The sequence below is a fragment of the Amycolatopsis roodepoortensis genome (assembly GCF_014873915.1).
Classification (GTDB): domain Bacteria; phylum Actinomycetota; class Actinomycetes; order Mycobacteriales; family Pseudonocardiaceae; genus Amycolatopsis; species Amycolatopsis roodepoortensis.
The window spans coordinates 1-25,206 of the sequence record NZ_JADBEJ010000006.1 but is presented as its reverse complement, the minus strand read 5'-3'; the positions used below and the strand labels follow the sequence as shown (position 1 = coordinate 25,206).

Sequence of the window (25,206 nt, the reverse complement as noted above, 5' to 3'; positions counted from 1 at the left end):
TGCTACTTGGCTTCGACAGCGCTGGGTCTACCGGCCCATTCCCATGCCGTGGCCGCGGTCTTGTCCGTAGTGCTGGTCGTAGCGGTGCGGGTCGTAGCGCTCGTCCTGGCGGGCGGTGCGTTGTTGGGCGGCCCGGAGCGCGCGTTCGGCCTGCAGCTCGCGTTCGGTGCTGCGGTAGCGGTCTTCGGCGTCGTGCTGGTTCTCGGGCATGCGGGTGCGGAGGTCGGCTTCGTCGCGGAGTTCGCCGAGGGTGGTGCCGGCGTTGTCGACGATGTGGCTGGCCCGGTCGGTTTGGCGATGGAGGTCGTCGACGTCGCGCTGATCGGCGGCCTGGGCGGTCTGGCGGTCCCGGTCGTGGTTGTCGACGGCGAGACGGGCTTCGGCGCGAGCGCGGTGGAGGCTGCCGGGGTCGTCGTCTTGCTGGGTGAGGGCGTTCATGCGGGTGCGGAGGTCGCCTGCGACAGCGTCAGCTTGGGCGGCGGCTTCGCGCAGGTCGGCGGCTTCCTCGGTCAGCCGGCCGCGCAGGCCGGGGTGGCGGAGGGTGTCCCAGCGGGTGAGCTGGTCGGCTTTCCGTGCGCGGTCGTTGGCGTTCGCGGTCGCGATGCGGGCTTCGGTCGCGGCGTTCTGGTGTTCGCGGGCGAGGCCGTCGTACTGGGTGGCCAGTTCGGCGCGGGCGGTCAGGGCGGTGACGCGGGCGTCGAGGTCCCGCACTCGCGGCCCTGCACCGGCGGCGACCTGGGGTTCGAGGTCGGTGAGGCGGCGGGCGAGGATCTGGCGGGCCTGGGTGGCCTTCTCGATGCGGCGTTGTTCGCGGGCGATCGCCGCGGCGAGGTCGTCGCCGGAGAGGGTGCTGTGCGGACGTTCCCGCCAGGCGTCCTTCCACTCCCGCTCCTGCTGCATCTTCTGGAGCTTCTCGGCCTCGATCCGCTCGACGAGCTCGGGGTGGGCGGCGATGAAGTCCTCCCGCTGCGCCAGTAACTCCTGTTCCCGGTCGGTGTCCCCGGCGATGTGCGCGCCGGTCAGCCCCATCTGTAGGCCGGTGTAGCGGATCCGCAGGAGGAGCTCGGCTCCGCTGCTCAGGGCGGGCTCGGCGATCTCGGTGTTCTCGGCGGGGTAGCTGGTTTCGTGCTCGGCGCGCCAGCGGTCCATCCGCTCCCACATGGCCTCGACCGGTTCCTCGACGGTCTCCTGGTCGAGTCCGGCTCGCTCGGCGGCGGTCAGGGCGTGGCCGTCGACGTCGGCGGGGTCGTCGGCGAGCGGGGTGTGCTCGGTGGCGGTGAGGTGGCGGGCGACCCAGTCGCGGGCGGTGTCGGCGGTGGTGTGCGGGAGCAGTTCGGGGTCGTCGTCGGGGACGCCGAAGCGTTCGCGGTAGGCGGCGACCTGTCCGGCGCGGTGGATCCAGGTTTCGCGGTCGAGGGGGTCGAGCGGGACCGGTCCGAGGTGCGCGGCCCAGGCCGGCGGGTTCTCGGCGGTCTGCTCGCCGAGGTGGCGGACGCGGTCGGTGAGGTCGCGTGCCTTCTCGGCCAGCCACTCCTGCAGGTCGGCGAGCTCGCGGGGCGCGGTCGGGTCGACCGGCGGGGGCGCGGGGATCCAGCCGGGCAGCAGCGCCGGCCGCTCCCCCGCCCCGTCGACGACGGCGCTTGCTGTGGCGGCGGGGAGGTCGGGTTCGAGGCGGTGGTGCAGGACCTGCGCGATGGAGTGGGCCGGGTCGGCGGGGTCGTCGAAGGGGCGCTGGGCGGCTCGTCGGGCGAGGACGTCGACGGGGCCGGCGCCGGTGTCGCGCACCTGGTGCAGGACCTCGGCGAGCGCAGGCCACGCCGGGTCGAGAAGGATCTCGTCGGCATACGCGGGGAGAGCCTGCTGCACCCAGGTTTCGGCGTCGGCGAAGGCGTCCGGGCCGCGGTGGACGTCGAGGGCGTGCAGGTAGGCGGGGACGGCGACGTCGAGCCGGAACGGTTCCTCCAGTGCCGCGCGCAGGTGTTCGGTGGCGGAGAGTTCGGCGCCTTCGCGGCGCAAGATCGCGGTCATCGCCGCGGCGGCCGGGTCGTCGTTGCGGTGCCGGTAGAACAGCTCGCCGGGCAGGGTCTCGGGTTCGCCACGGTCGAGGATGGTGTCGGTGTCGAGGTAGGCGTGGTTCTCCTCGGTACCGCGCGAGAGCGCGACGAGGGCGGCTTCGCGGACGGCGATCGGAGTCAGGTAGCCGCGGGAGACGTCGACGGTGAGGCCTTGGGAGCGGTGCACGGTGGCGGCGTAGCCGAGCTCCACCTGGGTGGCGACATACGGGGCGGGCAGGGTGATCTCGCCGCGGTGGCGCACGTGCCGGACGGTGAGGGATCCGTCGTCGTGGCGGGCGGTGACGTCCCACAGGTCGCCGTTCTTGACGTAGTCGGTGGGCCCGAGGGCGAGGCGGCGCTGGTTGTGGCGGGTGACGATCCGGTCCCCGACGCCGGCGCTCGTCCCGTCGCGCAGCCGCACACCTCCGGGTTCGACCTCGCCGGTGGCGCGGCGGTCGGTCTGCGCCCGCCCGGACAGCTCGCGGACGACCTCGGTCGAGTCCGACATCATGATCGACGCCCGCCCGAGGGTGGTGTCGGTGTTCCAGTCGGCGTAGAGCTGGTCCAGCACCGCGGTCCGGGTGCCGCCGTGCAGGCGGCCGCGGCCGCTGTAGAAGCCGACCGCCGCCTTGTCGCCGACGCGCAGCTGCAGCACCGCGGTGGCTTCGGCCGGGTCGCGGAAGCGGTGCAGGCGGGTCAGTTCGGTGCCGCCGTGGTCGTGGTGGATCAGCCGCAGCGCGCCACCGGCCTCGACTGCGGCGAGTTGGCGGTAGTCGCCGACCAGGCGGATCACGGCGCCGCGTTCGGCGGCGATCGCGCGCACGGCGTCGAGGGTGCGGGTGCCGCCCATCCCGGCCTCGTCGACCAGCACCATGTCCCCGGCGCGCAGGTCGATCTCGCGGCCGTGGGCGTGCAGGGTGACCAGCCGGTGCATGGTGTCGGCCGCGACGCCGAGCTCGGTGCCGAGGACCTGGGCCGAGGCGGCCGAGGGGGCGAGGCCGATGATCCGGCCGCCGGTGGTCTCCCAGGCCGTGCGGACCGCGCGCATCGCCGTCGACTTCCCCGCGCCCGGCGGGCCGATCCCGACCGCCAAGGCTTTTCCGCAGGTGACGAACTGTTCCACCAGCTGCCGCTGCCCGGGATCCAGCGCCCGCCCGGTGCGGGCCTCGTGCGCCGCGATCGCCGCGTGCACGTCCCGGGCCGCGACGACCGGCCCGGCCTGCGTGCGGGCCGCGTCGAGGAGCCGCTGTTCGGCGTCGAGGATCTCGGTGCTGGTGTAGCGGGTCGCGCCGTGCCGCTGGTAGATCGATTCGCCGTCGGCGCGCTGCAGGAGCTTCGGCGGCGGGGTGAGGGCAACCGACAGTTCGATGGATTCGGTGCCCAGCGCCGTGGCAACGACCTCTTCGGTGACCCGCTCGCGATCGGCGGCGGTGGCGAACCGATGGGGTTTGAGCTGGCGGATCGCCTCGGACCGCACGTGATACACCGACCAGGTCGACCGGTGCTGGGAGACGATGTCGACCACCGTCGCCGCCAGCTGCCCGACCTCGACCGGTTCGGCGGCCGCGGCCGCGCGGCCCATCGTCGCGGCGAGCGTTCGATCGAGGTCCTGGCCGGGCAGCATGCCCTGCGCCGCCGCCCGCCAGGCATCGCGCTGCTCGCCCAGGGTCGTTCCGGCGGTGGCCTTCTCCGGCCGGTCCTCCAGCGTGGCCTGCTGTGCGAGGCGCATCTGCACGCTGCGCGACGGCGTGTGCCCGTAGGCCTTCACGTACTCGCCGATCAGGCGCTCGTAGTTCTTCTCGACCTGGTTGCGGCGGCTGGAGAACCCGGTGATCAGCTCATCCGGGACACCGGCGATCTCCCGCACCGGCCGCTTCCCGTCGGGCTTCGGCACGTTCTGCCAGGCGACGCCCAGCCGCTCGGTCAGGCCGTGTTCCACGGCGGCGTTGTAGGTCTCCGACATCGACACCGCGACCCGGTGCACCTGCCGCGAGTCGAGCGTCCGCCATTTCCCGTCGACCCCGAGCACGCGGTTCGCGACGACCACGTGGGTGTGGAGGTTCGGGTCGCCGCAGCGGGAATCGCGGTGTTGGAACGCGACCGCGACGAAGCCGTTCGTGTCGATCTGCCCGACCCCGCCCGCGCCGATGCGGGTGAACGCGGCCTCACGTTCGCCGTAGGCGAGCGCCGTCCGCCACGCCTGCTCGTGAACTTCCTCGATGGCCTGCGCGACGTCCGGTTTCCCCAGGCCCCATAACACCGACGCGGATTTCGGCGGGGTGAAGACGAGATCGAAACCGGTGACGGGCTGATCCGCCTTGCCGAGCTCGTCGACGAGGAAGCGCCGCACCACCGCCGGTTCCGGCGGCGTGCCGCCCGGCCCGGACAGCATCTCCGCGGCGATCTTCTCCTTGATCTCCCGGCGCTCGGCCACGCTGGGACGGCGATCATGGATGACCGCGAAACGGTCGTAGCCCTCCTGTACGGCGACCCCGAGCGGGCTCTTGCCGCCCTTCGGAGGCGCAAACCGCCGGCCCAGCCGGGCCCGGTCGATCGCCTTCGCGTACGGCATACCCGCGTCGATCCAGCGGGCGACCATCGCGTCAGCGTCCGGGTGCAGGCCCTCGCCGAACAGGGCACGCATGTGCTCCTCGGTGACCTGGCCGGACATGCCAAGGTCAGAGATCCCTGACCCGGCCCACTGGCCCGGCGGGGTGCCTGAGGCCAGGTAGTAGTCCGCCAGCGACTGCCCAGGCTCACGCTCCATGTCGAACGAAGCGACCTGGTCGGTCAGGTACGTGTAGCCGTCCCCCGCGTGCAGGACGTGACACGTCATCGTCATCCGGGTCCCCCAACCCTCGCGGGGCCTCCCTGCCCCTCAAGATCCACCGTACGCCGCGCCTCTGACCAGCGCCTTTGCATCCGCACACTTTAGTGCCAGAGGTGTGGTGTCGGCCAGGGGTGCCGTACGGGCAAGTTGATCACCGGGCAGCACGTGGGCTGCGGCGTGCGGGCGTCGAGCGCCAGGCACGAGGGTGCACGGTGCAGCGTAGTCGGTGGTGACAGGTACGGCGGAGGCGCGCTGTGGATGCGGGCCGGGCTCGCGCGCAGAGCACTCGATCGGCGGTTCGGCCGACATTGTCTGGATGCCGATGACTTCTGTCGTGGACACCCAAACTCACAAGGTCACCTGGTCACCCGCCCCGATCGCGCTTCTGATCATGGCTGTCGTGACCGAGGTGGCATCGATCCCGCTGACTGTGCAGGCCTTCCGCTGGGCGTTCGCGCCGTTGGGGACGTTCCAGGAGATCGTGGGCGGCCTCATCTGGCCGCTGGCTCTGCACGCTGCGGCGATCGCGGCCGTGCTGATCCGTCCTCGCGCCCAGGAGCTGCTGCGCCTCACGCGGCTGTTCCGCGCGGTCGTCGTACTGCTTGTGGTGTTCAGCGGCCTGGGCATGTGGAGTCAGCATGGCGGGGATCCGGTAGCGATCGCCATCGCCGCCGCGGTGGCCGGCGGCGGACCGATCCTTGTCCGTGTCGCGGTGAACACTCTGCGTTCACCGGCTGCTGCGGAGTAGGCCGAGCGCGATCCGAGTCGGGTGATCTTGCCAGGATTCGTGCCTAACCTGGGGTGATGGCAAAAACATCATCAACAGTGCAGGCCCGGCAGGTCGTCCGGGAACGGATCGCGGCACGGCGGGAGGCCGCCCGGAAGCGGGAACAGGCCGAACTCGAGTGGATCACCTCTTTCGAGGTCGCACGGACACGACGGCAGGAGGTTGAGGCGGACATGGCGGCCGCGGTCGTCGGTCTGGCCGGTTTGGGTGCCAGCGTCGCCGATATCGCCGAGATGATCGAGGAGACCCAGGCCGAGGTCCGCCGCCTGCGCAAACTCGCCGACGATTCACCACCGACAACCTCGAAAGACGCGACGAAGAAGTCGGTGACGGAATCGTCGATTCCTCGGCAGCCCGGTAGGCGATAAAGGCCAGAGCGCACCCGAGGACGGGCAGAGTGAGTTCTCGTTCCCCACCGAGCGGCCATGACCGGCTCTGGACCGCTCAGCTGATGCGGGCCCCGCAGACGATCCGGCCCTGATCAGAGCAGTGCCGGGTCGTCGACGGGGGCTGCGTCGACGATGTCGAACTCGTCGATGCGGACGACGATCTCCTGGGCGATAGTGAGCGGAAGCAGCTCGCTGTCCCAGCCGATCCACCCTTTCCGGCGGCGGCCGAGCAACTCGGCGGCGTCGGCGGGTGTGCTGCACACGATCCCGGACACGCCCCACACCGTGAAGGCGCGCACGGTGAGCAGGGTCGATCCGGCCTCGCGCAACGCCGGGCAGTAGCGGCGGGACGCGGGGACACAGTCCAGGCAAGTCGGCGGGGTCGGGGTGCACCGGTGCCCGCCCTCGCCCATGTCGGCCATCTCCGGGGTGGGCAGCAGCCACGGCACCGCGTCCGGATCCAGGCTGCGGCTGCAGACCTGGCACGCCGGGCGCTGCATACAGTCCCGTTGCCGTCGTTCGTGGACGCGGCCCATGTGAGGCAGCGCCACCAGGTCCTCGCCGTCGACGCGGGGCTCGTTGCGGTACCAGAGCACGCCGCGGTCGTCCCGGTCGCCGGGCCGCTCGTCGGCGAAGGCGACCCGCCACACGCCGTCGGTCAGCGAGACCCTGATGACCGGTTCGTATCCGGCCTCGCCGTCCCAGGGCACCAGGTACGGCACGGGCAGGCCCCGGAATTTCGGCAGGTCCTCCACGCGCGGCGGCCGCGCGGCCCCGCCGGTGCCGGCGCTCACCGCTGGCCGGGCCGGGACTGCAGCAGGTGGTCGAAATTGTGGGTCTCGTCGATTGTGGCGCCGGCGCCGAGGGCGGCGGAGAACATCGCGTCGAAGTCCGGATCGGGCTCGGGCTCGGGTAGCGCGTCGACGGCGGCCTCCATGCCCGACAGCGTCTCCGCCTCGCTCCGGGCCGCGCGTTCGTCCGGGGCGCGGTGGATCGCGCGGCGACCGCGCCTGTCGGTGCCTCGGTCGACCACCAGCCAACTGCCGTCGGTCCCCTGCTCCACGACGTACCGCGGATCGCTCGTCGCCATCTCGGCCTCCCCTGTCGCCCCTCGCGCCCGGCTCTCGTCGTCCCGTTCTACCGCCCGACCGGCTTGTCGCCGTCCCGCGGCGCGCCCACGCCAGGTGGCGCAGCCGGGCTACCAGTTGTTCAGCCGCCATTCCAGTTCGCCAGGTGCGCCGCAGTGGCGGCAGTCCTCGTCGACGGAGAACGTCCGGCCCGGATGGCGGTCGGAACGGGGACCGTCGCACTGCTTCGAGCACACGTTCACCCCGATCCACTGCACGCCCTGCTCGTCGACGCGGTGGTAGGTGCGCAGGCTGTGTGTCATGACCTCGTGGCCGATGTGTCGTTGATGCCCGCCTGCAGCGCTAGCAGCAGCGAACGCGCGGGCACGATGATGTCGCGTTCGGGGCGCGGGGTCCGGTGGCCTGCCTCGTCGACGTCGACGAGCCCGAGGTGGACATCGTCGCCGGTCACCGACACGCACAGCTCCTGACCCGGCGGATCCAGGTAGAGGCCTTCGTCGCGGTCGCGGACGGTGATGTAGATGTCGGTGATCATGACGTTGATTGTGGCGAACCGGATCCGCCCCGGACAGGATCCGGCGTGGCGCGCCGGCCGGGTTGGGGAATCTCCGGGTCGTCCGGGCCGGAGTAGAAATCGCCCCGGTACTCCCGGCGCGGCACCGTCGGCATCCACACCGGGCCGGTGTCCTCGACCGGCGCCTCCGCCCGAACCTTCTCCAGCGCCGCCTCGACGATCTCGCCGTAGCGGCCGCGCAGGTCTTCGGCGGGCTGGCCGGTCATGGTGGCGATCGCGGTCCAGGACATCCCCTGCGCCCGGTCGCAGGCCAGCGACATCTCCATCACCCGCTCGGCCTGCTCCAGCATCCGCTGGGCTTGCCCCGCACGGCTCAGGCCGCCCTTGCTGAGCTTGCGGCGCGTGGTGTCGGACTCGACATCCATCTCGCCCACCAATGTCGACAACTGATCGGCCAGTGCGTGCTGGACCGGAGGGCGTTCCACCGTCCACGTGTCCAGCGGACCGCCGGCGTCGGGATCGAGGCTTTCAGCGTGGTTCATGATCGGGATTGTGCCTGACCCCAGCCGAGTCCGGGGAGTTCTTGGAGCGGATCTTGCCGTCATGCTGGCAAGGTGAAAAGGAGGCTGAGCAGGCTTGATAGGTCTGTAGCCAAGATATGCCTATCAAGCCTGCCTTACGACTCAGTCGGGCTACGTTTGAGGGGGGAACGTTACGGCGAAGAAGTCGTCGACGCGTTTCTCCGGCATGCCGCCGTCGATCATGAGGGACTTGCGCAGGGACTTCTCGACCACCTCGGCCGGGATCTCCAGGGTCCTGCCGGCGTCGCGGACGATGGCGCCGAACAGGGCTGGTGCCCGTTTGGGTGCCTGCTCGATGAACCAGCCCAGCGCGTGGCCGGCCTGGCGGGTGAGGCTGATGGTGCCGACCGCGGCCATGTCGCGGAAGCGCTGCAGCTCCCACAGCACGCCCTGCTGGATCATCCAGGCCAGGTCGGTGACCGGGATCGCGGCGTCGGCGTTGACCGCGGCGACCCAGCCGAGATCCACGGCCAGGTCCTTCGTCGCCGATTCGTTGCGGTAGGGCCGAGCCCAGCGTCGTCGCACGGCGGGCTGTTCCCACAGCTCGCGCTGCAGCTTCTCTTCGAGCCGGACCCACAGCCGCCGCAACGCCGGGGAGATCAATCCCGACGTTTCGGGTTCGACTCCGGCGTCGATGCCGACGAGAGCGGCTGCGGCGTTGTCAGGATCGCGGCGGCGTTGCTCGAGCCAGTCGGTCACGACCGGGCGGGACCAGCGTTTGCGGCCGCCGTCGCTGGCTTGGGGCGCGGGGATGTCGGCTTCGTCGCGGGCGATGTAGGCGCGCAGGGTCGAGGCGGCGATGCCGGTCTCGGCCGCGAACTCCTCCACTCCGAGGAGCGCGGATTCGGCCAGCTCGGGCGCGTTCAGCGTCACGACGCACTGGCCCAGCGCCAGGACGTCGCGGTCGGCGCGGTGCTGGGCCCAGCGGGCCAGGTCGTGGCGCCACTGCTGTGGCGGCACCGGCGGGCCGGGCGTGAACTGCGCGATCTTGGCGACGGTGCCCTGTTCGGGACGGCAGCTGTCGTCGAGCAGGTCGGCCGCGGTGATCATCGTCGGCCGTTGCACGGGGCGGCGCATGTAGGTCTCGGTGGCCCAGTTCAGCACCTGCCGGGGCCGATACCAGGTGGTGCCGTCCCACCAGTAGCCGCCGAGGCGGCTCATCAGGGCCTTATCGCCGAACCATTCGTCGTAGGCGCCTGAGCCCGCTTCGTCGCGGTAGAGCAGCACCGACAAGCCGTGCTCGGGGTGGAACCGCAGCACCCAGGCGAAGTCGTGGTTCTTCGGGTCGGTGGTGTAGGCCGCCCACTCCCCCGTGGAGTCGTCGTAGTCGCAGCGGCCCCACATGTCGCCGCCCGCGCCGCGGCCGAGGCCTTCGACCGCGTCGGGGTCCTCGATCGGGATGTGCCCGTCGTCCACGAAGGGCAGGTTCGGCCATGGGTGATCGGTGCGTAGGCCATTGGCCACCGGTTCGTCGTTCAACGTCATCGCGTCCACTCCCCTGTCCCAGTGCTGCACGGTCAACACATCTAGAGTGCTGTAGTGACAGTACAGCACTAGTGCGGGCAGTTCGCGCGGCTAGCTGACGTGCTCGGCGCGGCTTCCCACGAGGAGTCCGCCGGACTCTCGCCCACAATTCCGGGCTCACAACGCAGAGAGCAGGCTTGATAGAGCTTTAGTGTCGATAGCCCTATCAAGCCTGCGTAGGCGGACACCTGGGTTTTAGGGGTTGGTTTGCCGCGCGCCATACAGGCCGCTGCCGGGATCGGTGATGTGGCTGTTGTGAACGCGGGAGCCGGTGTCGGTGAGTACCAGCGGGTCTTCTGCTGTTCCTTCGTGGCCGCAGGCTCCGCAGTCGTTGCGCTGGCCGTTGTGGTCGCGATCTTGCTGGCGTGTGCTGATCCAGGTCATGTGCCGGGTCCTTTCCGTCGATTCCTGTGGGGGGTGAACAGGTTTGATAGGGCTGTTTCTGCTGATATCCCTATCAAATCTGCGTGGTAGATCAGGTGTGCCTGGTGTCGTCGATGGCGGCGTCAGAGCACGGCGAGCAGGGCGGCGGAGACGCCAAGCGCGAGGCCGTGGAGGGCTTGGTCCGCCAGGTACATGCCGTTGAGGCCTCCGCTGTTGAGGGCGGCGAAGGCCGGGGAGCCGGTGTGCTCGAGGAGCCATCGCACCGGCCATTTCCGGTCCAGGAGGGCGTGGGTCACGGCCGAGACCATGAGCGCCGCGGCGACTCCGGCCGGCGACCAGCGCAGCGGCAGCACGAGCCAGGCGAGACCTCCCAGGACGAGCAGGGTCAGGTGGTACTGGGCGATGTGAGCGAGGTTCGCCGCCCAGCCGCTGTGCCGGGCCTTGGCGCCGGTCTCGACCTCTTCGGGCAGCGGGGCTCCTTTGTGTTCGGCTTGCCGGTCGGTCTGGCCGGTGATGTGGTCGCCGAGGTGGTGCGCGACGTGCAGCACCGCCCAGCTGGCGGCGAAGGTGGTCAGGGTCGTCAGGTCGTCGATGGTCGTCATTGTGGTCGCCTCCAGGCGGATGAGCTGGGCGGATAGGGATCGCGGATATGCGGCTTCTGCGAGATGTGCGAGTCAGCGCAGGCCTCGTGCCGGTGCGGCGGGTCAGAGCATCGAGTCGGCGATGCTGGGGTCGAGTTCGCGGACGGTGGTGAAGCTGATGTCCCCGGCGTGGTGGACGTCGGCGAGCGCGTCGGCGTAGGGACTGGTGGCCGTGGCGCCGAGGACGTCCCCGAGGCGGCCGAGCGCGCCGTCGGCGAGGTCGACCAGCTGTGCGCGGATCCGGTCGAGCTGGGCCAGGTGCTCGGCGAGTTCCCGGCGGTCGAGTTGGCCAAGGACGGTCAGGTAGCGGGCGGTGGGCACCGCGTCGACGGTGTGGCAGAAGCTGTCGATGGCGGCGGTGACGGTGGTGATCACGGGGTCGCTCATGTGTTCCTCTCTGCGGTCCTGTCGGGCTTGCGAGACCTATCAAGGTGCGGCGGTCGCGCTTTGGTGGTGGCGTGAACCGGGCGGATAGGTCTGCGAGACGAGATAGGACTATCGGGTGTGCGTGGGTGTGGCGAGGTCGAACAGCGGGACCATCTCGGCCTCGTCGGCTTCGCGCAGCCGCCGGACTCGGCTCTGGCGATGGTGGTCGCGGTCGTGGTGGAGGTGGCAGCCCTGGCAGAAGGCGACGAGGTTGTCCTCGGCGCAGTGCTCCGGGAGGTGGTCGCGGTGCGCGGTGGTCAGGACGACGTCGGACCCGGTTCCGGCCGCGGGCGTGCCGTGCTTGTTGCGGCAGCGCCCGTCGACGGCCAGGTGGTGAGCGGGGCGGCCGCATTCACCGCGGCATTCGCAGCGGCCGCCGGCGCGTTCGAACCTGATGCGGTAGCTGATCATCGGCCAGTCGGCGGGGTAGCGGTGCCGGTTCTCCGGATGGATCGGCATGGCCGGATCACCCGGTCCGACGTCGCCGATGCGCCCCTCGGCACCGCGTTCTCCCAGGTGGAGACGCACCCGCAGACCTGCTAGACCTCGCAGGGTCACGGCAGATATCGAGAATCGCAAGGTCGCGAGGCGTGACGGACTCGTTGGGGGCGTGCAGCCGTTTGAGGACGGTGTCGACGAAGTCCGGCCGCGCGGCCGGGTGGCCGGGTTTGAGGTTGCTGAACATCCAGGCCCGGATGGCGAACGCCGGCATGCCACCGCTGTCGCGTGCGGCGATCTCGGCGACGAACGGAGCAGCGGCGTCCGGCGAGCAACGCAGAAGCCCGGCCGCGTCGCGGATGAGGACCGCGCGGGCCTCGTCCGGGGTCACCGGACGCCTCCGGCCTGGTCGGCCAGGTCGGTGAGGTGGTCGGCGAGCCGCTGCAGGGCCTCGGCGGTGACGTCGAGGACCACGGCGAGGCCGTAGAAGAAGGTGCTCATCGGGCCGTCACCTCGTTCAGCAGCGCGCCGAGTGCGTGCCTGACGGCCTGGTCGGTCCACGCGGCCTCGTCGTGGCCGCGGGCTTCGGTCCGGGCGCGGGTGGCGGCGTACCGAACGGCGGCCGCGGTGGCGGCGTCGACGGTGTCGGCGTGGCGCTCGAGGTGGTCGGCGATCGCGGTGGCCAGGGCGGCGGCCGCGATGTGGTCGGTCCCGGCCAGCGGCTCGGGCCGCAGCACGAGTTCGTGGTAGCGCAGCGCCAGGGTGTTGGCCAGGGCGAGATGGTCCGCGCGCTCGCGCGCAGGGTCGATCGAGTGAGACACTGGGATCTCCCTTTCGAGGGTGTCGGCCGATCCCTGGAGCCACGAGCTGGAATTCTGAAGCTCCCGGGGTCGGCTTTTTGATGTCCGCTCGGCGTTGTCGCCGACGGGGGAGGGTCAGCCGTCGACGTCCTCCTCACTCGCGGTCGGCTGGTAGGGCACCAGCCGCGCGACCGGCTTGTTCTCGGAGCCCCGGAGGATCACGTACTCCTCGCCACGCCACTGGACGTCGTCGAGCACGGAGGCCCAGTTGTCGCGTGCGGCGCGGGACAGGATCTTCTTCATGACTCCGATGGTCCCAGTGGTACCACTTGAGGGCAATCCATCAAACGGGGCAGAAAGCGTCTCTACCTGCTTTGATAGTTCTGATAGGTCACGCAGGGTTGCCGCCGTTGCGAGTGACGCGAGGGTTGAAGTCCTTCGCAAGCCTCGCACCTGCGTTTACGCTGCTGCCCATGCTCACTACCGCTGCGATCAACCAGAAGGGCGGCGTCGGGAAGTCCGCTCTCGTCGCCGGTACCGCTGGAGCGCTCCTGGCCCGCGGCCGCCGGGTACTCGCGGTCGACCTGGACCCGCAGGGCCACCTGACGACCGAGGCCCTGAAACTCGATGAGGCCAAGAGCGGCGACAAGGCCGCGAACATGTTCAACGCGCTGCGCGGCGCGTACAAGGGACCGCCATCGAAACTGACCGTCCGGCACTCGGTTCACACCGCGGCCGACGGCACGGTCGGTGTCCTCGACGTGCTGCCCACGACGTTCGACATGTTCTTCCTCGACCGCGAGCTCTACGCCCGGACCTCCCGCATGGAGGACCGGCTGACCTGGCTACTGCAGGCCATCGCCGAGGACCTCGCAAGCCGCGACGCCGCCTACGACCACGTCCTTATCGACTGCCCGCCGGCGCTGAACATCCTCACGGAGAACGCGCTCGTCGCGGCCGACGGCGTGCTCCTTCCGGTTCAGCCCGAACGCAGCTCGATCCGCGCGCTGCGGCTGCTGCTCGCACAGCTTCGGGCCATCGAGGAGAGCAACCGGCTCGACCAGCGCACCATCTTCGGCCTGGTCCCCTCGGTCTACCGCCGTCCGCTCGCCGGGATCAACATCGCGATGATGAAGAAGTTCGAGGCCATGCCGCTGGACATCCTCGCCCTGTTCCCCTCCGCCACGGTCGTCCAGCAGGCCTGGGCCACCGGCACCCCGGTCCCGCTGTTCCAGCCCGAATCGCCCAGCGCCTGGAACTACCACCGGCTGGCGATCCGGCTCGACGTCGCCGCCGGCCTGTCCCCGGCGTCCGAGTGGGACGCCCTGCCGCCCGTTTCCGAACTCACGAAAGCCACAGAGGACACCACCGCATGAGCGCCTCCACCCCCAGCTGGAAAGACGCCGTCAACCACGACGGCGACGACGAACTCGTCGACGTCCTCCGCAACCGCGGCGGTGGTGGCTCCCCAGCCCCGGCGAAGCGCGGGAAGCAGCCCGCGACGTCCTCCGGCCCGGCGGACGAACCGACCACCCGATCCTGGTATCTCGCTCGCTCCGTCGCCGAGGAGCTGAGCGAGGCCTGCGACGAACTCTTCTACGACCTACGCGGCGCCATCCCCAAGCACGTCATCCTCAGCCACCTCATCCGCGAAGGCCTCCGGCACAAGGCCAAGGTGCGCGAGAAGCTGACCAAATCCGTCTCGTAGTTCTGCGAGACCTCACACCCCTGCGAGCGCCGTGACCGAGCCCCTTCGGTCACGGCGCTCGCGCGTTCACCAGGCCTGCCCTGCCCGCGACATATGCGCCTCCGGCTAGGCCTCGCAAGCCTCGCAAAGACGCGCCGCTCTGCCCCCTCCGCTGCCACCCGCGAAGGCGGTCTCCTCCCGGCTTGCCCCCTCCGCTCACGGAGGGGGCAACCCGGCGGCGACGCCATGCCGCGGCCGGGATCTTTGACCCTCTGACCGAGCTCGCTGACGGGGTCATTGCCCCCCCTTGGTGCCCGGGGCAACCGGGAGGGGGCAATCTGCGGTTCACCTGCACAGTTGCCCCCTGTTGCCCCCCTGGTTGCCCCCCGTCCTGCGATCGCGGGGGACACCTCCACGAAGGGGCAGTGCCCCCTCAGGTGACCGGGCACCCTGCCCGGGGTCACTTGCCGGGGGACACCGAAGGGGGCAACCCTCGCCACCACGACAGGCCTGCCCCCGGGCAGCTGACCCCCGTCCAGCCGGGGGCTGCCCTAGGGGCACCTGCCCCCTCGGCGTCGATCACTCGCCGGCCACGCGCACCGCCGGGTTGCCCCGGTCACTGCCGGGGCGGGCAACGCGGATCGCGGTGCCCGCGGCCCCCTCGGTCCGGCCCGCCAGGCGACGAGGGCACCACCGGTCCCGCCGCCTGGCAGGACCTGGCCTTCGCTCTGGTCGCGACCGGGCCACGTGGCCGGGGCTGAGCGAGGTCGTCACCGTCCTCGAAGACGTCCTTGCAGCCAGCGCACGCCGCTCACTCTCCGTAGAAGAAACGGGGTTTCGCGGAGGGTTTCGTGGCGAAAGATCCACGGTTTCGCTAGCATCGGCCTCGCGCGCGCACGCGACGCGCGCTGCGCGTTGGCCCTCCAGCGGCCCGAAGTCCCTTCCCGCGCGAAACCCACACGCCCGCGTATGTGACCGACAGTCACCACGGCTCGCCCGGGTCCTTCACCGCCCCCGATCACGGCTGGCGGCCGGGCCGCATGATCGCCGGTCCAGTGCCGTGATCGAGATGGTGACCGGTCCACGGTCGGCCGAAACCGGTGAAACGATCTTCAAAAAAGCCGCATCGTATAACTTGCTATACAGCTTGGCTTTTTAAGGGCTTGAACCCCGTTCGCGCGGCCACGAACTCATCTGACGCCTCAAAAACGTCGCAGAGACGACCTGAGGGGCAGTAAATCCGGTCCAAGATCGCCTCCTTCAGCTCTGAATCGCGTCACGATCGGCCGATGACGCGCCTGCGGACCACGGTCCGCCCCGATCATCGTCGGACGTATTTCCGCTGGTAGAAGGCCGATTAGAGACGCGAGAGGTCGACGAAGCGCCCGTAGTGGAGCTGGTGCGCGACGGTCACGGTGGCCGTGGGCCCGAAGCGGTTCTTCGCCACGATGAAGTCGGCTTCACCGGCACGGGGGTCGTCGCGATCGTGGGCGTCAGGGCGGCTGAGGAGGATGACCATGTCGGCGTCCTGCTCCAGCGAACCCGACTCCCGCAGGTCCGACAGCAGCGGGCGCTTGTCCTGCCGCTGCTCCGGCCCGCGGTTGAGCTGCGAGAGCGCCACGATCGGCACCTCGAGCTCCTTCGCCAGCAGCTTCAGCGACCGGGACATCTCCGACACCTCGACCTGGCGGGACTCGGCGCGGCCGCCGGCCGTGAGCAGCTGCAGGTAGTCCACCACGATCAGCCCGAGCCCCTCGGGCTTGGCGTGCAACATCCGCGCCTTCGCCCGGATGTCGGTCACGGTCATGTTCGGGGTGTCGTCGATCGTCAGCGGCGCACCGCTGATGCGCTTGTCCCAGGCCTGGTTCATGCGATCCCAGTCGGCCGGGGTCAGGCTGCCGGGCTCCCGCATATCGCTGATCCGAAGAGGCGTCTCGGCGGCGACGACGCCCTGCACGAGCTCCGTGCGGCTCATCTCCAGGCTGAAGAACGCGGTCGGGACGCCCTGCTTGATGGCGGCCGCGCGGGACAGGTCCTTGGCGAGCGAGGTTTTCCCGATACCGGGACGGGCGGCGACGATGATCAGGTGCCCGGGGTGCAGACCGTTCGTGACAGCGTCGAGGTCGACATAGCCGGTCGACAGGCCCGGCTTGATCCGCCCGGACTGCACGTCGTCCAGGTGCGAGCAGAAGTCCGCGCGCAGATCACCGATGAGGGCCTGGCCGCCGTTCTGGTGGCCGTCACTGACCTGGTCCAGGAACGACTGGGCCCGGGTGAGCAGCTCAGCCGGGTCTCCGCCCGACTTGTTCGCCTCGAGCGCGGCCTGCGCCGTCCGCGTCCCGGCCTCGTACGCCCGGCGCAACGTCGCCTTGTCCCGCACCTGCTCGGCGTGGTGGGCCACAGCGTCCGAGGTGTGCAGCACCGCGACGAGGCTGTGCAGGTACAGGGCTCCGCCGACCCGGCTGAGCTCGCCGCGGTTGCTGAGCTCGTCGGCAACCACCATCGCGTCGTGCGGCTTGCCGTCGTTGAACAGGTCCAGGATCGCGTCGAAGATCGCCGCATGCGCGGGCCGGTAGAAATCCGCGCTGCTGATCAAGCCGGTCACTTCGCTGATCACCGCGGCGTTGCGGGTCTCCATCAAGCCGCCGAGGACGACCTGCTCGGCGCTGTTGTTGTGCGGTGGCTGGGATGCGTAGTCGTCGTCGGCCGGGCTGTAGGAGATCATGTCGGTGGACATGCGGGTTGACGCCTTTCTCGTGTGTCCATCGCCTGGTCGGCCCTGCACGGCTGACCAGGCTCCTTTCGTCTTCGGACAGGGTTAGCTGGACGCCTGGGCGGACATGTCGGGCTTCTCGAACCGCCACATCTGGTCGGCGGGGAAGCAGCCCGGGCACGGCTCGTTCGTGGCCGGGACGAGACGTTCGTTCCACAGCGCATCAGCAGGAGCGCGACAGGTCCCGCACTTCGCCGCACGGACGACCGGGGCCTTGGGAGCCGCGGGCTGGTCGACGACCGCGTCACGACCAGCCGGACGCTTTGCGGGCGTCGACTCCGTGACCTCGGGAGCGAGGTCCAGCAGCGGCAACGGAATCCGCGCCTCAGGTTCCGGAGTGATCCGCGCCAGCCACTTCGGCAGGTTCGCCGCGCTGAACGCCTGTTCCGCGTACGTGACCGGGGACTTCTTCGCCTCGGACACGGCTGCCTGCCCGATCTGCCGGACCTGTTCCAACGTCAGCGACGTCCGCGCCATCGCGGCCAGGATCGCGGTCTTCAGCCTGTCCGTGTCCCCCTTGGACAAGCCCTGCGTCTGTCCACGAGCGGCGTACCAGGCCTTCACCGGGAACGACCGTGCGGCTTCCCGCACCTCCTCGCCCCACGCCTCGTCCATGCCCGTGGCGGGCGGCTCCGCCGTCCCGCCCGGCACGGGCTCCATCGAGATCGATCCTTCGATCTCTCTATCAGAGATCGAAGATCGATCAGATCGATAGGACCCCCCTCCAGGGGGGATGGGGTGGAAAGTGGCCTGACCTGCGGAAACGTTCCCATCCCCCCCGGCGGGGGGTTGGGTGTCGAACTCCATCCCCCTCCCAGGGGGGATGGAGTGGAAAGTGGCCTGACCTGCGGAAACGTTCCCATCCCCCCCGGCGGGGGGTTGGGTGTCGAACTCCATCCCCCTCCCAGGGGGAATGGGCTGACCTGCAGGCGGCCCGAAGAGGTCGCGCTTGCGAATCCGGATGGTGCGCGGCTTGGAACGCTTGGTCCCGGTCCCGGCCGAACGCTCGTGGGCGAACTCGGCCTCGGCGATGTCCTCGGCGATCGCGGCGTCGATCTCTGCCAGGGTCCGCGGCCCGCGATAGTTCGGCGGCGGTGACGGGAACACGAGAAGCTCGTTCTCGATCGGCCGTCCCTGCGCGTCCCGGCGAGCCTGCCGACGTCCGGTCTTCGGGTTGACCCCGCCATCCAGGATCCGGAGGAAACCGATCCTCTGGAGGTAGTCCGTCAGCCACTTCGCCTTCTCGGGCCGTTCAAACCCGCACAGCAGCGCCAACCGAGTCGGCGAGAGCTTCACGGCCAGATCGCCGTGCACCCGCACGCAGGAGGCCATGAGGAACGCCACCGCGGTGCTGACCGTGTTGGCCGACGACGCCACGGGCGGAGGGTCGAACAGGATGCACGCGGTGACCCACAGCGGAACCTCGCCCGAGGAAGGGCTCTCGCCTCGCGAAGTGCCATGAGGAGAATCTGCGCCCAGGTCCGGCGGGAAGTTGCCTTCGACGTGACCCATGAGCGCGGCATTCGCGGCGAGCAGGGCTGGTGGGCTGTAGTTCACGCCGACACCTCCACGGCGCCGCGGGTAGGAGTCTCGCGGGCGAGCCGGGAGATCTCTGGGGTGCAGCAGCGACGGCAGAAGGTGTTCGCGCCCTGGCGAACCAGCGCTTCGGCGCCCGTCGTGGTCCACAGCCGCATGTCGTAGTCGCCAGAGTGCTGCAGCGTCTCCGGTTCGACGTAGGCCCTCCACATGGAGCACAGCCGGTCGACGCGATGAAGTTTCCACCCCAGCAAAGTCACGTACAGCAGATCAGCGCCGGCGGCTTCGAGCTGCTCAACGCTGCTGATCTTGACTGGTCGAAGGCCTCGCGACAGCTCGCGAGGCGGGACGTCCCTACTGAAACTCACCTAGATCTCCACATCGTTCGTGAAGCCCAGGGGGTGATCTACGGCTGATCTCTACTGCAACCTCACCGCAATGCAGTAAAGTACGTATTTGCCGGGTGATCCCCCAGGCTCTTTAGGACGCCTCGCGTGACTAGGTTGGCTGCCATTCACGCGGGGCGTTTCTGCTGTTCACGGGCCGTGTAGCCCGGTCCGGGGAGGGCTGATCGCCAGTCGGACCTGGGGCTTGCGACCCAGTCAGTGGGCTAGGTCGTCATGCGACCGCCTCTTCGGAGTAGTCGGAGATGAGCGCCCTGCCCTTGTCTCCGGCGAGTTCGATCAGCTGATCCAAAACAGCCAGTGGTACGACACCTGCGAACGGGATGTCGCGGAACGTCAGTGGCACGGTGTGGCCCTGGCGGACGGCCCGCCGGAGTTTGCCGGGGGTCCGCTGCACGGTGGACATGTCCATCGGTAGCTCCTCCTTTTGATCAACTGGCGTGAACCCTAGCGTGAATCACGTGGTTGGCGCTCGATGAAGTCCGTGTCGGCGTGTCGTGTTGCGCAGATTTCTGTCGCATGCTTGCTAGTTCTCTCGCTTTCGATAGACCTGCGAGAGAAGTGTGGTCGGCTCCGAAGACGATCTTCAAGAAGCGGCTTCGCTTCGAAAATTCCCTGATCATGCCGGACGAAGAGCGGCTCGCGCCCGCGTCGGCGGCTCGCCCACTTGGGCTCGTTTTCCCAGGAAGGCGCGCGCTTTTCCGGTTTGGGTATACGATAAGTAGATGACTGCGGATACCTCGATGACCACCGTGAAGGTGACGACGGAGGCACGTGATCGGCTGGCCGTGCTCGCGGCCGAGAAAGGCCAGTCGATCGGCGCGTTCATCTCCGGCGTCGCCGAGCGTCTCCCGACCGCGGCCGAGCTCGACGAGCGGGACGAGCGCACGCGCCAGGCCCTGAAGAAGTTCGGGATCGCGCTGGCGATCAGCGAGCGCGCCGAGGGCGAGGCGCTGTGGGCGGCACTGGACGCCGGCGATGACGAAGCCCTCCTCAAGGACCCCGACGCGTGAGGTCCTTCGTGCTGGACACCGCCGCGCTGGAAGCCCTCGGCGCTGGCAACAGGGTGCTCTCGAAGCTGATCTACGGCACCCCGCGCGACGTCGACGACGTGGTCCTGGCCCTGTACCGCGGGCCGCGCCTCCTGGTTCCGGCGATGGCCCTGCTGCACGCGGGTCGGCAGCGAGCAGGCCTGACCCGGCATGTGTCGGTGCTGGAACCGCTGCGCGTCGTCCCGCTGGACGCCCCGGCCGTCACCGCGTTGTGCGAGTCGCTGGCCGATCTGGCGCCGGACGTCGGCCACGTCGTGCACACGGCGGCGACGCACGACGCTTCGGTGATCACGCCGAGCCCGGAGTCGTACCCGGAATCGGTCCGCGTCGTGCGGCTGCCGATCTAGGCGGCCTCCGTTCTGGCGAAGAGGTCAGTGCCATGCCGATTCGGTTGCCTGGCAACTGATCGTGGCACTGGCATAGGCCAGCGAGTTTTCAGCGGGCACCTGCGAAACGGCCCGCGGCGAGGCCTGGCCAGCAGCGGCCAGGCGATTTCCTCGCGGTGTGGATGTGGACCGGTTTGCTGACAGTGGGTCCGGCGCGCGCTCGGATTCCGCGACTGTGGGATTTGGGTGCCGTGGCCGAGGGCGCGTTATCGACATTCAGAGAGCGCTTGCGGCCTTTGTTAGGCCGAATGGGTTGCGTTTCGTTTGGTACTGACTACCTATTCGGAGTGATTCTGTGGCGTGGCGCTTGGTCACCGGCCGGTAACGGATAGGTTGGCCCGACGGCCGGGGAGTATCGGAAGCCAGTAGGGGGTTTCCGCCGCTCGCGCCAAGCCCAGGGAGTGGGCTCCGGCCTTCATGCCCGAGTGCGCGAACGGGCTCATTCCACAGAAAGGCAGAGGTACATCACAGCAATAGGGAACATCATCCGCGGCACGGGGAAGCCCGCCCGCGGCACAGCGACGAACTGCTTTCGTTTTCCCTAGATGCTCGGTCGGGCGAGCAGGCGGCGATCGGGGAGCCGCCGGAGATCACCGGCAAGAACGGAACGACATTGCGCCATCCTGTGCAGCACACCATCACCCCCGGACCGGACGCCAGCGTGCTGGCTCCGGTCTCACCGACGACCACCTTCCATGCCCGGCGCCGCGGCAGGCCCGCGCTCGCCGGCATCGCCTCCACCGCGGCGTTCACCAACGTCCGGCTGACCGAGCCTGCCCGCCAGCTGGTGCTGCTCATGCTCTGCAGCCTCGAACGCGATGAAACCCTGACCGATGCCTACGAAGCCGTGCTCGCCAAGTACGGCGACAGCCCCGGGCACTGGTGCCACGGCAAGGACCTGCACGGCTTGCGGCACTTCTGTAGCAAGTTCCTCGGCCGGGCCGCGCGCAGCGCGCCGACCTGGGAGGTACTGACCGATCTGTTCAGTGCCGCGTTGCCGGCGCCGGACTGCGAACGGCTGCTGCCCTGGGCGGCGTGGCTGTGGTGCCGGGCTCACGACGTCGAGGCGCCTCCGGGCTACACCGGGCCGATCACCTCCCCGCCCTGGGGCGAGCGGGACGTCGTGGCCAAGACCGCCATCGTCGCCGCCCTTCGCGCAGACCAGCCGCCGCACCCGGCGGATCCTGCGCCCGTGTCCTGCGAGCCTCCTCACCACGAGCCGCGCGAGGACCACGAGACCCTGCCGGTGGCGGACACCCCGTCCCCGGCGTGGGAAGCCACGATCCCGTCGTGGGAGAACCCGCAGGATCTCCGGGTGCTGCTGGACTACATGACCCAGGTCTATCGCTTCCAGCAGGAACAGAACCGGCGGCTCCATGAGCAGATCCGGCAGCTCCTCGACGACAATCTCGAACTCGACCACATGACCTGGGATCTGCGGACCCAGGTCGCGAAACTGACCCAGGCCGCCGAAAAGGCGATCGTCGAGCAGGACCCGTCCCTGACCAGGCCTCAGGTCCGGCAGCGGCTGGAGATGATGATCGGGCGTACCCGATCGCCGCTGCCGCCGCTACCTCGGTCGCGGCTGCGTCCGATGCCCGTCTTCGTCGATCATCACGACCGGCGCCTGGCTCCGGTACCTCCCTCGGCCTAACACTTCGGCACTCCACCAGCGCCCGGGCAGCGACTCCGTCGTCGCCCGGGCGCTGTGCTGTCCGCACCAAGATCGCTCACCCCATCGACGTCGGCGTCGCCGGCCGCCAGGGCGACTCGACGACGACTACGGCCGGGGATGACGATCGGCACGCCGGGCTTCGCTGCTCCACCACGGTGGGCCGCCGCGCCAAGGGACTGGTAGCTACTGACACGCGAGCACGGGGACTGAACGAGAAAGTGAATTGTTCAGTCCCCGTTCAGTGCCACTCATTACTGCCGGGTTCAGTAATCATTAGTGCCATTAGTTCCATTGCGATTCCGACGGGGCCATTTTATTACCCTGACCAGGCAGAACGTTGCCGCATGATCTGCCGGGCAGAAATATTCAAAACCGTTTACCGACAGGGACTGACTGCCTGTCGTCCGAGCTCAGTTCCCGTTTCCGTCCGGCATGTCCGGATGGATACATTCGTTCTCGCCGGACCAAGATCGGCGGCAAGACATCGACAGATATCGATTTCCAGGAGTCTTCGTGAAGAACACGGGCAAGCCATGTGTCCTCACCCCTCACCGACGCACACCGGCGGCGACAGCGTCATCGGCCCTCCACGTGGCCGGCGTGGACCGGCTCGTGCCCGACACACGGGCCCACGGGCCCAGCCCGTGAACAGAAAGGAGTGCCCACATGGGCGGAAAACACCGTAAGGACAAGGACGGCGGGCTGGCCAGCAGGGGCGGATGCGCGGTGATCATGATGATCGCCGTACCTCTGCTCGTCCTGCTGACCACCGCCGCCGATCAGGCCATCATCCTGATCAGCTGACTACCGGCTCCCGTCAGAGAACCGATCGCGGGGCCGGCCCGTATTCGGGTCGGTCCCGCATCCTGTGCACCACTAAATCTCCAGTGCGCACGAATTATTACACCCGAAACCTGAATATTCCTCTACCGCAAACACCTATGCCCCAGTCGAGTGAGGACCCTTTACTCCCATGAACCCCCGTTGCACCGGCCGTCCCAATCTTCACGCCCGCCAGGCCCGGATCCGCCCCCGCGTGGTCCCGCTGCGCCTGCGCCGCGGTGCGACCACTCCCAACGGTCGTATCTGCGGGGAAACCGACCGTGAAACGCACTTCGTGCCCAGCGCGGCCGTCGACGGCGACGACACGGCCGTCACCACCCTCTGCGGCACCAGACTCGAGCGCGACCAAGCCGAACCCGCCGAGCACGCCCGCGGCGTGCCCTGCACCGCCTGCTACATCCAGTTTCTCCACGTCACCGACCTCGACGTGCCCCACCAGCGCGACAGGCGAGAATGGTGAACCCCTGAGAGAAGCACGTGGCTATCTGCTCTGGGAGTACTCGCAGAGCAGATAGCCACGTGAGGCGACGTCCGGGTGCTGCGAGGATCGAGATTTGCGGTCGTGCGTGGAAAGATCCCCGGTCATGCTGGATGAGGAACAGCTCGGTGCCTACATCAACGACCGGTTCACACAGCGCCTGTTCCGCCTGGAAACCCACGACTTCCTCGACGTCGGCAGTGACGGCGACGACTTCGAGCGCTACCTCGCCGGGCAGCCCGGCCCGGACATGGCCCGTAAGAGCGCCTGGCTGGATGTGATCCGGAGCGAGGTCGCCCGAGGCAAGCACACCTACCGGGTCCACGTCGTGCGGTCCCCGCTCACCGACTACCTGCGCTTCGACTTCGAGTGGGGCTACGTCCACAACGAACAGGCGGGCGAGCGGATCGGGATCCTCGACCTCGCCGAGCGTGACGCCCCGTCCGAGCTGATCGACCACGACTTCTGGCTGATCGACGACGAGCACCTGGTCCTCATGCACTACGACGACCGCGGTCGGTTCATCGGCGCGGAGCCCGTCTACGACGTCGACGAGATCGAGCGGCATCGGACCTGCGCACAAGCCGCCTGGGCGAGCGCGGAGCCGTTCGGCGCGTACTGGAGGGCTCACCCCGATGCCTGGCGCGGCCCGAGTCAGGCCTGAATGCCGGCGGTGAGCGAAGTCGCAGGTTTGCGGATTCCTTGCGAGGGCTCGCGGAAGAGATAGTTATGCGAGGTGGTGTCGGGGTGTGCTGGCGGCCGGTGGGAACATAGCGGGGAATCCCTGGTCAGAGGCCATCGCGACAACGCGTTCGTCGTCGTCGACCACGATGTCGATCTCGCGGGTCTTGGCGAGTTCGTGAAGCTGTTCGATCTTCCACACCGGCGACGGACGAAGGTCATCGTTCGGTCGCATCCGAAGCTCGCCTCGTGGAAGGTCATGGTGGGCGAACCACGCCACGGTCAGGGCACGTGTGCGGTCGCTGCGGGCAGTGAGCCAGCAGATGTCGCGGCCGACGGCGAGCTGACATGCCAGCGCTCGCCCGGACGGGATGAGCGGATCGTCCCCGGCCGCGTCGAAGAAGGCGGCCCAGGCCTGCCTGCTCGCGGACGCCGGATCGTCGCCGAGCAGAGGAAGGCGCCAGACGGCGTCCGCGACAACGCCGTCGACATCCATCACCGCCAGGCGGCGCTCGCTCATGGCCGGGGAGCCGCTCTTCAAGCGGCCTGCGCGCTGCCGTCGATCACGGAGGCGGCGTCGACGAGCTGGCCGCGGCCGATGAACCGCTTGATCACGAGCAGGCCGGCCTCGTGCTTGTCAGCTCCCGCGTGCGAGGCGCAGGCGTCGGTGACGACCCACGGGGTGTAGCCCTGCTCGAAGGCGTCGCAGGCCGACTTCATCACGCAGCTCTCGGTGGCGATCCCGCAGATCACCATCTGCGACCAGCCGTGGACGTTCACCAGCCTGGTGAACTCGGTCGTGAAGGGCGAGTACTGCCCGACCTTGTCCACCACGGCCGCGGCTCGCGCGGCGTGCGGGGCGAGCTCGTCGATGATCTCGACTTCCTCGGCGCCGGGCATGAACCGGGACCAGTGGATCAGCCGCTCGAACTGGCTGCCGGGGCGGTTGATGAAGCGGGTGAAGACGACGTCCCGGCCGAGCGCTTCCCAACGGTCGACGAGGTCGACGACGTGCGGTACGACCGGGGCGGACTTGCTGGACACGAAGCCGGCCTGCATGTCGACGACGAGCAGAACGCTGTTGCCGTTGTTCACGATGCTTCCTCTCGGAGTAGCTGGATGGTCTCAGTGAGCTTCTGCTCGAGCTCGCTGGTCTCGACGATGGCTGATCGCAGCTGACGAAGCTGCGCTGGCTCGTTCGCTTCGCCGCGGGTGATCGCGACCTTCCGGCCCCG

Annotated in this window: 29 protein-coding genes; 10 read left to right on the top strand and 19 right to left on the bottom strand. The window is 69.2% G+C overall.

Annotated elements, in window-relative coordinates; all coding sequences use genetic code 11:
- Positions 1-27: 27 nt before the first annotated feature.
- Positions 28-4,896: a MobF family relaxase gene (mobF, locus tag H4W30_RS36840; RefSeq protein WP_192746974.1), complete on the bottom strand. Its 4,869-nt coding sequence runs from the start codon at positions 4,894-4,896 to the stop codon at positions 28-30.
- A 304-nt stretch (positions 4,897-5,200) separates the two neighbouring features.
- Between mobF and H4W30_RS36835 the strand changes: the two genes are divergently transcribed.
- The gene (locus H4W30_RS36835) at positions 5,201-5,632 is read left to right on the top strand and encodes a hypothetical protein (protein WP_192746973.1); all 432 of its coding nucleotides are present in this window, start codon (positions 5,201-5,203) and stop codon (positions 5,630-5,632) included.
- Positions 5,633-5,688: 56 nt separating this feature from the next.
- Positions 5,689-6,039, top strand: a complete 351-nt coding sequence (locus H4W30_RS36830) for a hypothetical protein (RefSeq protein WP_192746972.1) — start codon at positions 5,689-5,691, stop codon at positions 6,037-6,039.
- A gap of 113 nt (positions 6,040-6,152) precedes the next feature.
- Here the strand turns inward: H4W30_RS36830 and H4W30_RS36825 are convergent, their stop codons facing one another.
- From H4W30_RS36825 to H4W30_RS36770, 12 genes are all read right to left on the bottom strand, one after another.
- Positions 6,153-6,854: a hypothetical protein gene (locus H4W30_RS36825; RefSeq protein WP_192746971.1), complete on the bottom strand. Its 702-nt coding sequence runs from the start codon at positions 6,852-6,854 to the stop codon at positions 6,153-6,155.
- Positions 6,851-7,150, bottom strand: coding sequence for a hypothetical protein (locus tag H4W30_RS36820; protein ID WP_192746970.1), 300 nt, complete (start codon positions 7,148-7,150; stop codon positions 6,851-6,853). The genes H4W30_RS36825 and H4W30_RS36820 overlap by 4 nt, the downstream gene beginning before the upstream one ends.
- Before the next feature lie 108 nt (positions 7,151-7,258).
- Complete coding sequence (locus H4W30_RS36815) at positions 7,259-7,450, bottom strand: hypothetical protein (protein ID WP_192746969.1); 192 nt, start codon at positions 7,448-7,450, stop codon at positions 7,259-7,261.
- Entirely contained in the window at positions 7,447-7,683 is a 237-nt protein-coding gene (locus H4W30_RS36810) for a hypothetical protein (RefSeq protein WP_192746968.1), read from the bottom strand. The genes H4W30_RS36815 and H4W30_RS36810 overlap by 4 nt, the downstream gene beginning before the upstream one ends.
- Positions 7,680-8,204: a hypothetical protein gene (locus H4W30_RS36805; protein ID WP_192746967.1), complete on the bottom strand. Its 525-nt coding sequence runs from the start codon at positions 8,202-8,204 to the stop codon at positions 7,680-7,682. The genes H4W30_RS36810 and H4W30_RS36805 overlap by 4 nt, the downstream gene beginning before the upstream one ends.
- A 150-nt stretch (positions 8,205-8,354) precedes the next feature.
- A complete protein-coding gene (locus tag H4W30_RS36800) occupies positions 8,355-9,764 on the bottom strand; it encodes a hypothetical protein (RefSeq protein ID WP_192746966.1) in 1,410 nt (469 codons plus the stop codon).
- A 198-nt stretch (positions 9,765-9,962) separates the two neighbouring features.
- Positions 9,963-10,151 (bottom strand): hypothetical protein, encoded by a 189-nt coding sequence (locus tag H4W30_RS36795; RefSeq protein WP_192746965.1) that lies wholly within the window; start codon positions 10,149-10,151, stop codon positions 9,963-9,965.
- A 122-nt stretch (positions 10,152-10,273) separates the two neighbouring features.
- Positions 10,274-10,753: a hypothetical protein gene (locus H4W30_RS36790; RefSeq protein WP_192746964.1), complete on the bottom strand. Its 480-nt coding sequence runs from the start codon at positions 10,751-10,753 to the stop codon at positions 10,274-10,276.
- Between the two features lie 102 nt (positions 10,754-10,855).
- Positions 10,856-11,179 (bottom strand): hypothetical protein, encoded by a 324-nt coding sequence (locus H4W30_RS36785; RefSeq protein WP_192746963.1) that lies wholly within the window; start codon positions 11,177-11,179, stop codon positions 10,856-10,858.
- A gap of 108 nt (positions 11,180-11,287) precedes the next feature.
- Entirely contained in the window at positions 11,288-11,746 is a 459-nt protein-coding gene (locus H4W30_RS36780; RefSeq protein WP_225950758.1) for a hypothetical protein, read from the bottom strand.
- Positions 11,747-12,153: 407 nt separating this feature from the next.
- Positions 12,154-12,477 carry a hypothetical protein gene (locus tag H4W30_RS36775; protein ID WP_192746962.1) on the bottom strand — a complete coding sequence of 108 codons (324 nt, stop codon included), beginning with the start codon at positions 12,475-12,477 and terminating at the stop codon, positions 12,154-12,156.
- Between the two features lie 114 nt (positions 12,478-12,591).
- Positions 12,592-12,759, bottom strand: a complete 168-nt coding sequence (locus H4W30_RS36770) for a type II toxin-antitoxin system Phd/YefM family antitoxin (RefSeq protein WP_192746961.1) — start codon at positions 12,757-12,759, stop codon at positions 12,592-12,594.
- Between the two features lie 170 nt (positions 12,760-12,929).
- Between H4W30_RS36770 and H4W30_RS36765 the strand changes: the two genes are divergently transcribed.
- Complete coding sequence (locus H4W30_RS36765; RefSeq protein WP_192746960.1) at positions 12,930-13,832, top strand: ParA family protein; 903 nt, start codon at positions 12,930-12,932, stop codon at positions 13,830-13,832.
- A complete protein-coding gene (locus H4W30_RS36760; protein ID WP_192746959.1) occupies positions 13,829-14,164 on the top strand; it encodes a hypothetical protein in 336 nt (111 codons plus the stop codon). The genes H4W30_RS36765 and H4W30_RS36760 overlap by 4 nt, the downstream gene beginning before the upstream one ends.
- Before the next feature lie 1,336 nt (positions 14,165-15,500).
- On the opposite strand, the gene dnaB is transcribed toward H4W30_RS36760, so the two are convergent.
- The 4 genes from dnaB to H4W30_RS36740 form a co-directional block, all read right to left on the bottom strand.
- Entirely contained in the window at positions 15,501-16,880 is a 1,380-nt protein-coding gene (gene dnaB, locus H4W30_RS36755; protein WP_192746958.1) for a replicative DNA helicase, read from the bottom strand.
- Between the two features lie 81 nt (positions 16,881-16,961).
- Positions 16,962-18,473 (bottom strand): hypothetical protein, encoded by a 1,512-nt coding sequence (locus tag H4W30_RS36750; protein WP_192746957.1) that lies wholly within the window; start codon positions 18,471-18,473, stop codon positions 16,962-16,964.
- The gene (locus tag H4W30_RS36745; RefSeq protein WP_192746956.1) at positions 18,470-18,820 is read right to left on the bottom strand and encodes a hypothetical protein; all 351 of its coding nucleotides are present in this window, start codon (positions 18,818-18,820) and stop codon (positions 18,470-18,472) included. The genes H4W30_RS36750 and H4W30_RS36745 overlap by 4 nt, the downstream gene beginning before the upstream one ends.
- A 250-nt stretch (positions 18,821-19,070) precedes the next feature.
- Positions 19,071-19,268, bottom strand: a complete 198-nt coding sequence (locus H4W30_RS36740; protein WP_192746955.1) for a hypothetical protein — start codon at positions 19,266-19,268, stop codon at positions 19,071-19,073.
- A 313-nt stretch (positions 19,269-19,581) separates the two neighbouring features.
- Here H4W30_RS36740 and H4W30_RS36735 point away from each other — a divergent pair, with 313 nt between their 5' ends.
- The 6 genes from H4W30_RS36735 to H4W30_RS36710 all read left to right on the top strand — a co-directional run bounded on the left by H4W30_RS36735 (position 19,582) and on the right by H4W30_RS36710 (position 23,954).
- Entirely contained in the window at positions 19,582-19,869 is a 288-nt protein-coding gene (locus H4W30_RS36735) for a hypothetical protein (protein ID WP_192746954.1), read from the top strand.
- Positions 19,866-20,255, top strand: a complete 390-nt coding sequence (locus H4W30_RS36730) for a PIN domain-containing protein (protein WP_192746953.1) — start codon at positions 19,866-19,868, stop codon at positions 20,253-20,255. The genes H4W30_RS36735 and H4W30_RS36730 overlap by 4 nt, the downstream gene beginning before the upstream one ends.
- Before the next feature lie 652 nt (positions 20,256-20,907).
- Positions 20,908-21,948, top strand: a complete 1,041-nt coding sequence (locus H4W30_RS36725; RefSeq protein WP_192746952.1) for a hypothetical protein — start codon at positions 20,908-20,910, stop codon at positions 21,946-21,948.
- A 687-nt stretch (positions 21,949-22,635) separates the two neighbouring features.
- Positions 22,636-22,773 carry a hypothetical protein gene (locus H4W30_RS36720; RefSeq protein ID WP_192746951.1) on the top strand — a complete coding sequence of 46 codons (138 nt, stop codon included), beginning with the start codon at positions 22,636-22,638 and terminating at the stop codon, positions 22,771-22,773.
- 169 nt (positions 22,774-22,942) lie between these two features.
- Positions 22,943-23,272 (top strand): hypothetical protein, encoded by a 330-nt coding sequence (locus H4W30_RS36715; RefSeq protein WP_192746950.1) that lies wholly within the window; start codon positions 22,943-22,945, stop codon positions 23,270-23,272.
- Positions 23,273-23,396: 124 nt separating this feature from the next.
- Positions 23,397-23,954, top strand: a complete 558-nt coding sequence (locus tag H4W30_RS36710; RefSeq protein WP_192746949.1) for a DUF6879 family protein — start codon at positions 23,397-23,399, stop codon at positions 23,952-23,954.
- A 63-nt stretch (positions 23,955-24,017) separates the two neighbouring features.
- On the opposite strand, the gene H4W30_RS36705 is transcribed toward H4W30_RS36710, so the two are convergent.
- Both H4W30_RS36705 and H4W30_RS36700 read right to left on the bottom strand, forming a co-directional pair.
- Entirely contained in the window at positions 24,018-24,491 is a 474-nt protein-coding gene (locus tag H4W30_RS36705; protein WP_192746948.1) for an HAD family hydrolase, read from the bottom strand.
- A 17-nt stretch (positions 24,492-24,508) separates the two neighbouring features.
- The gene (locus tag H4W30_RS36700; protein WP_192746947.1) at positions 24,509-25,066 is read right to left on the bottom strand and encodes an isochorismatase family cysteine hydrolase; all 558 of its coding nucleotides are present in this window, start codon (positions 25,064-25,066) and stop codon (positions 24,509-24,511) included.
- Positions 25,067-25,206 lie beyond the last annotated feature (140 nt).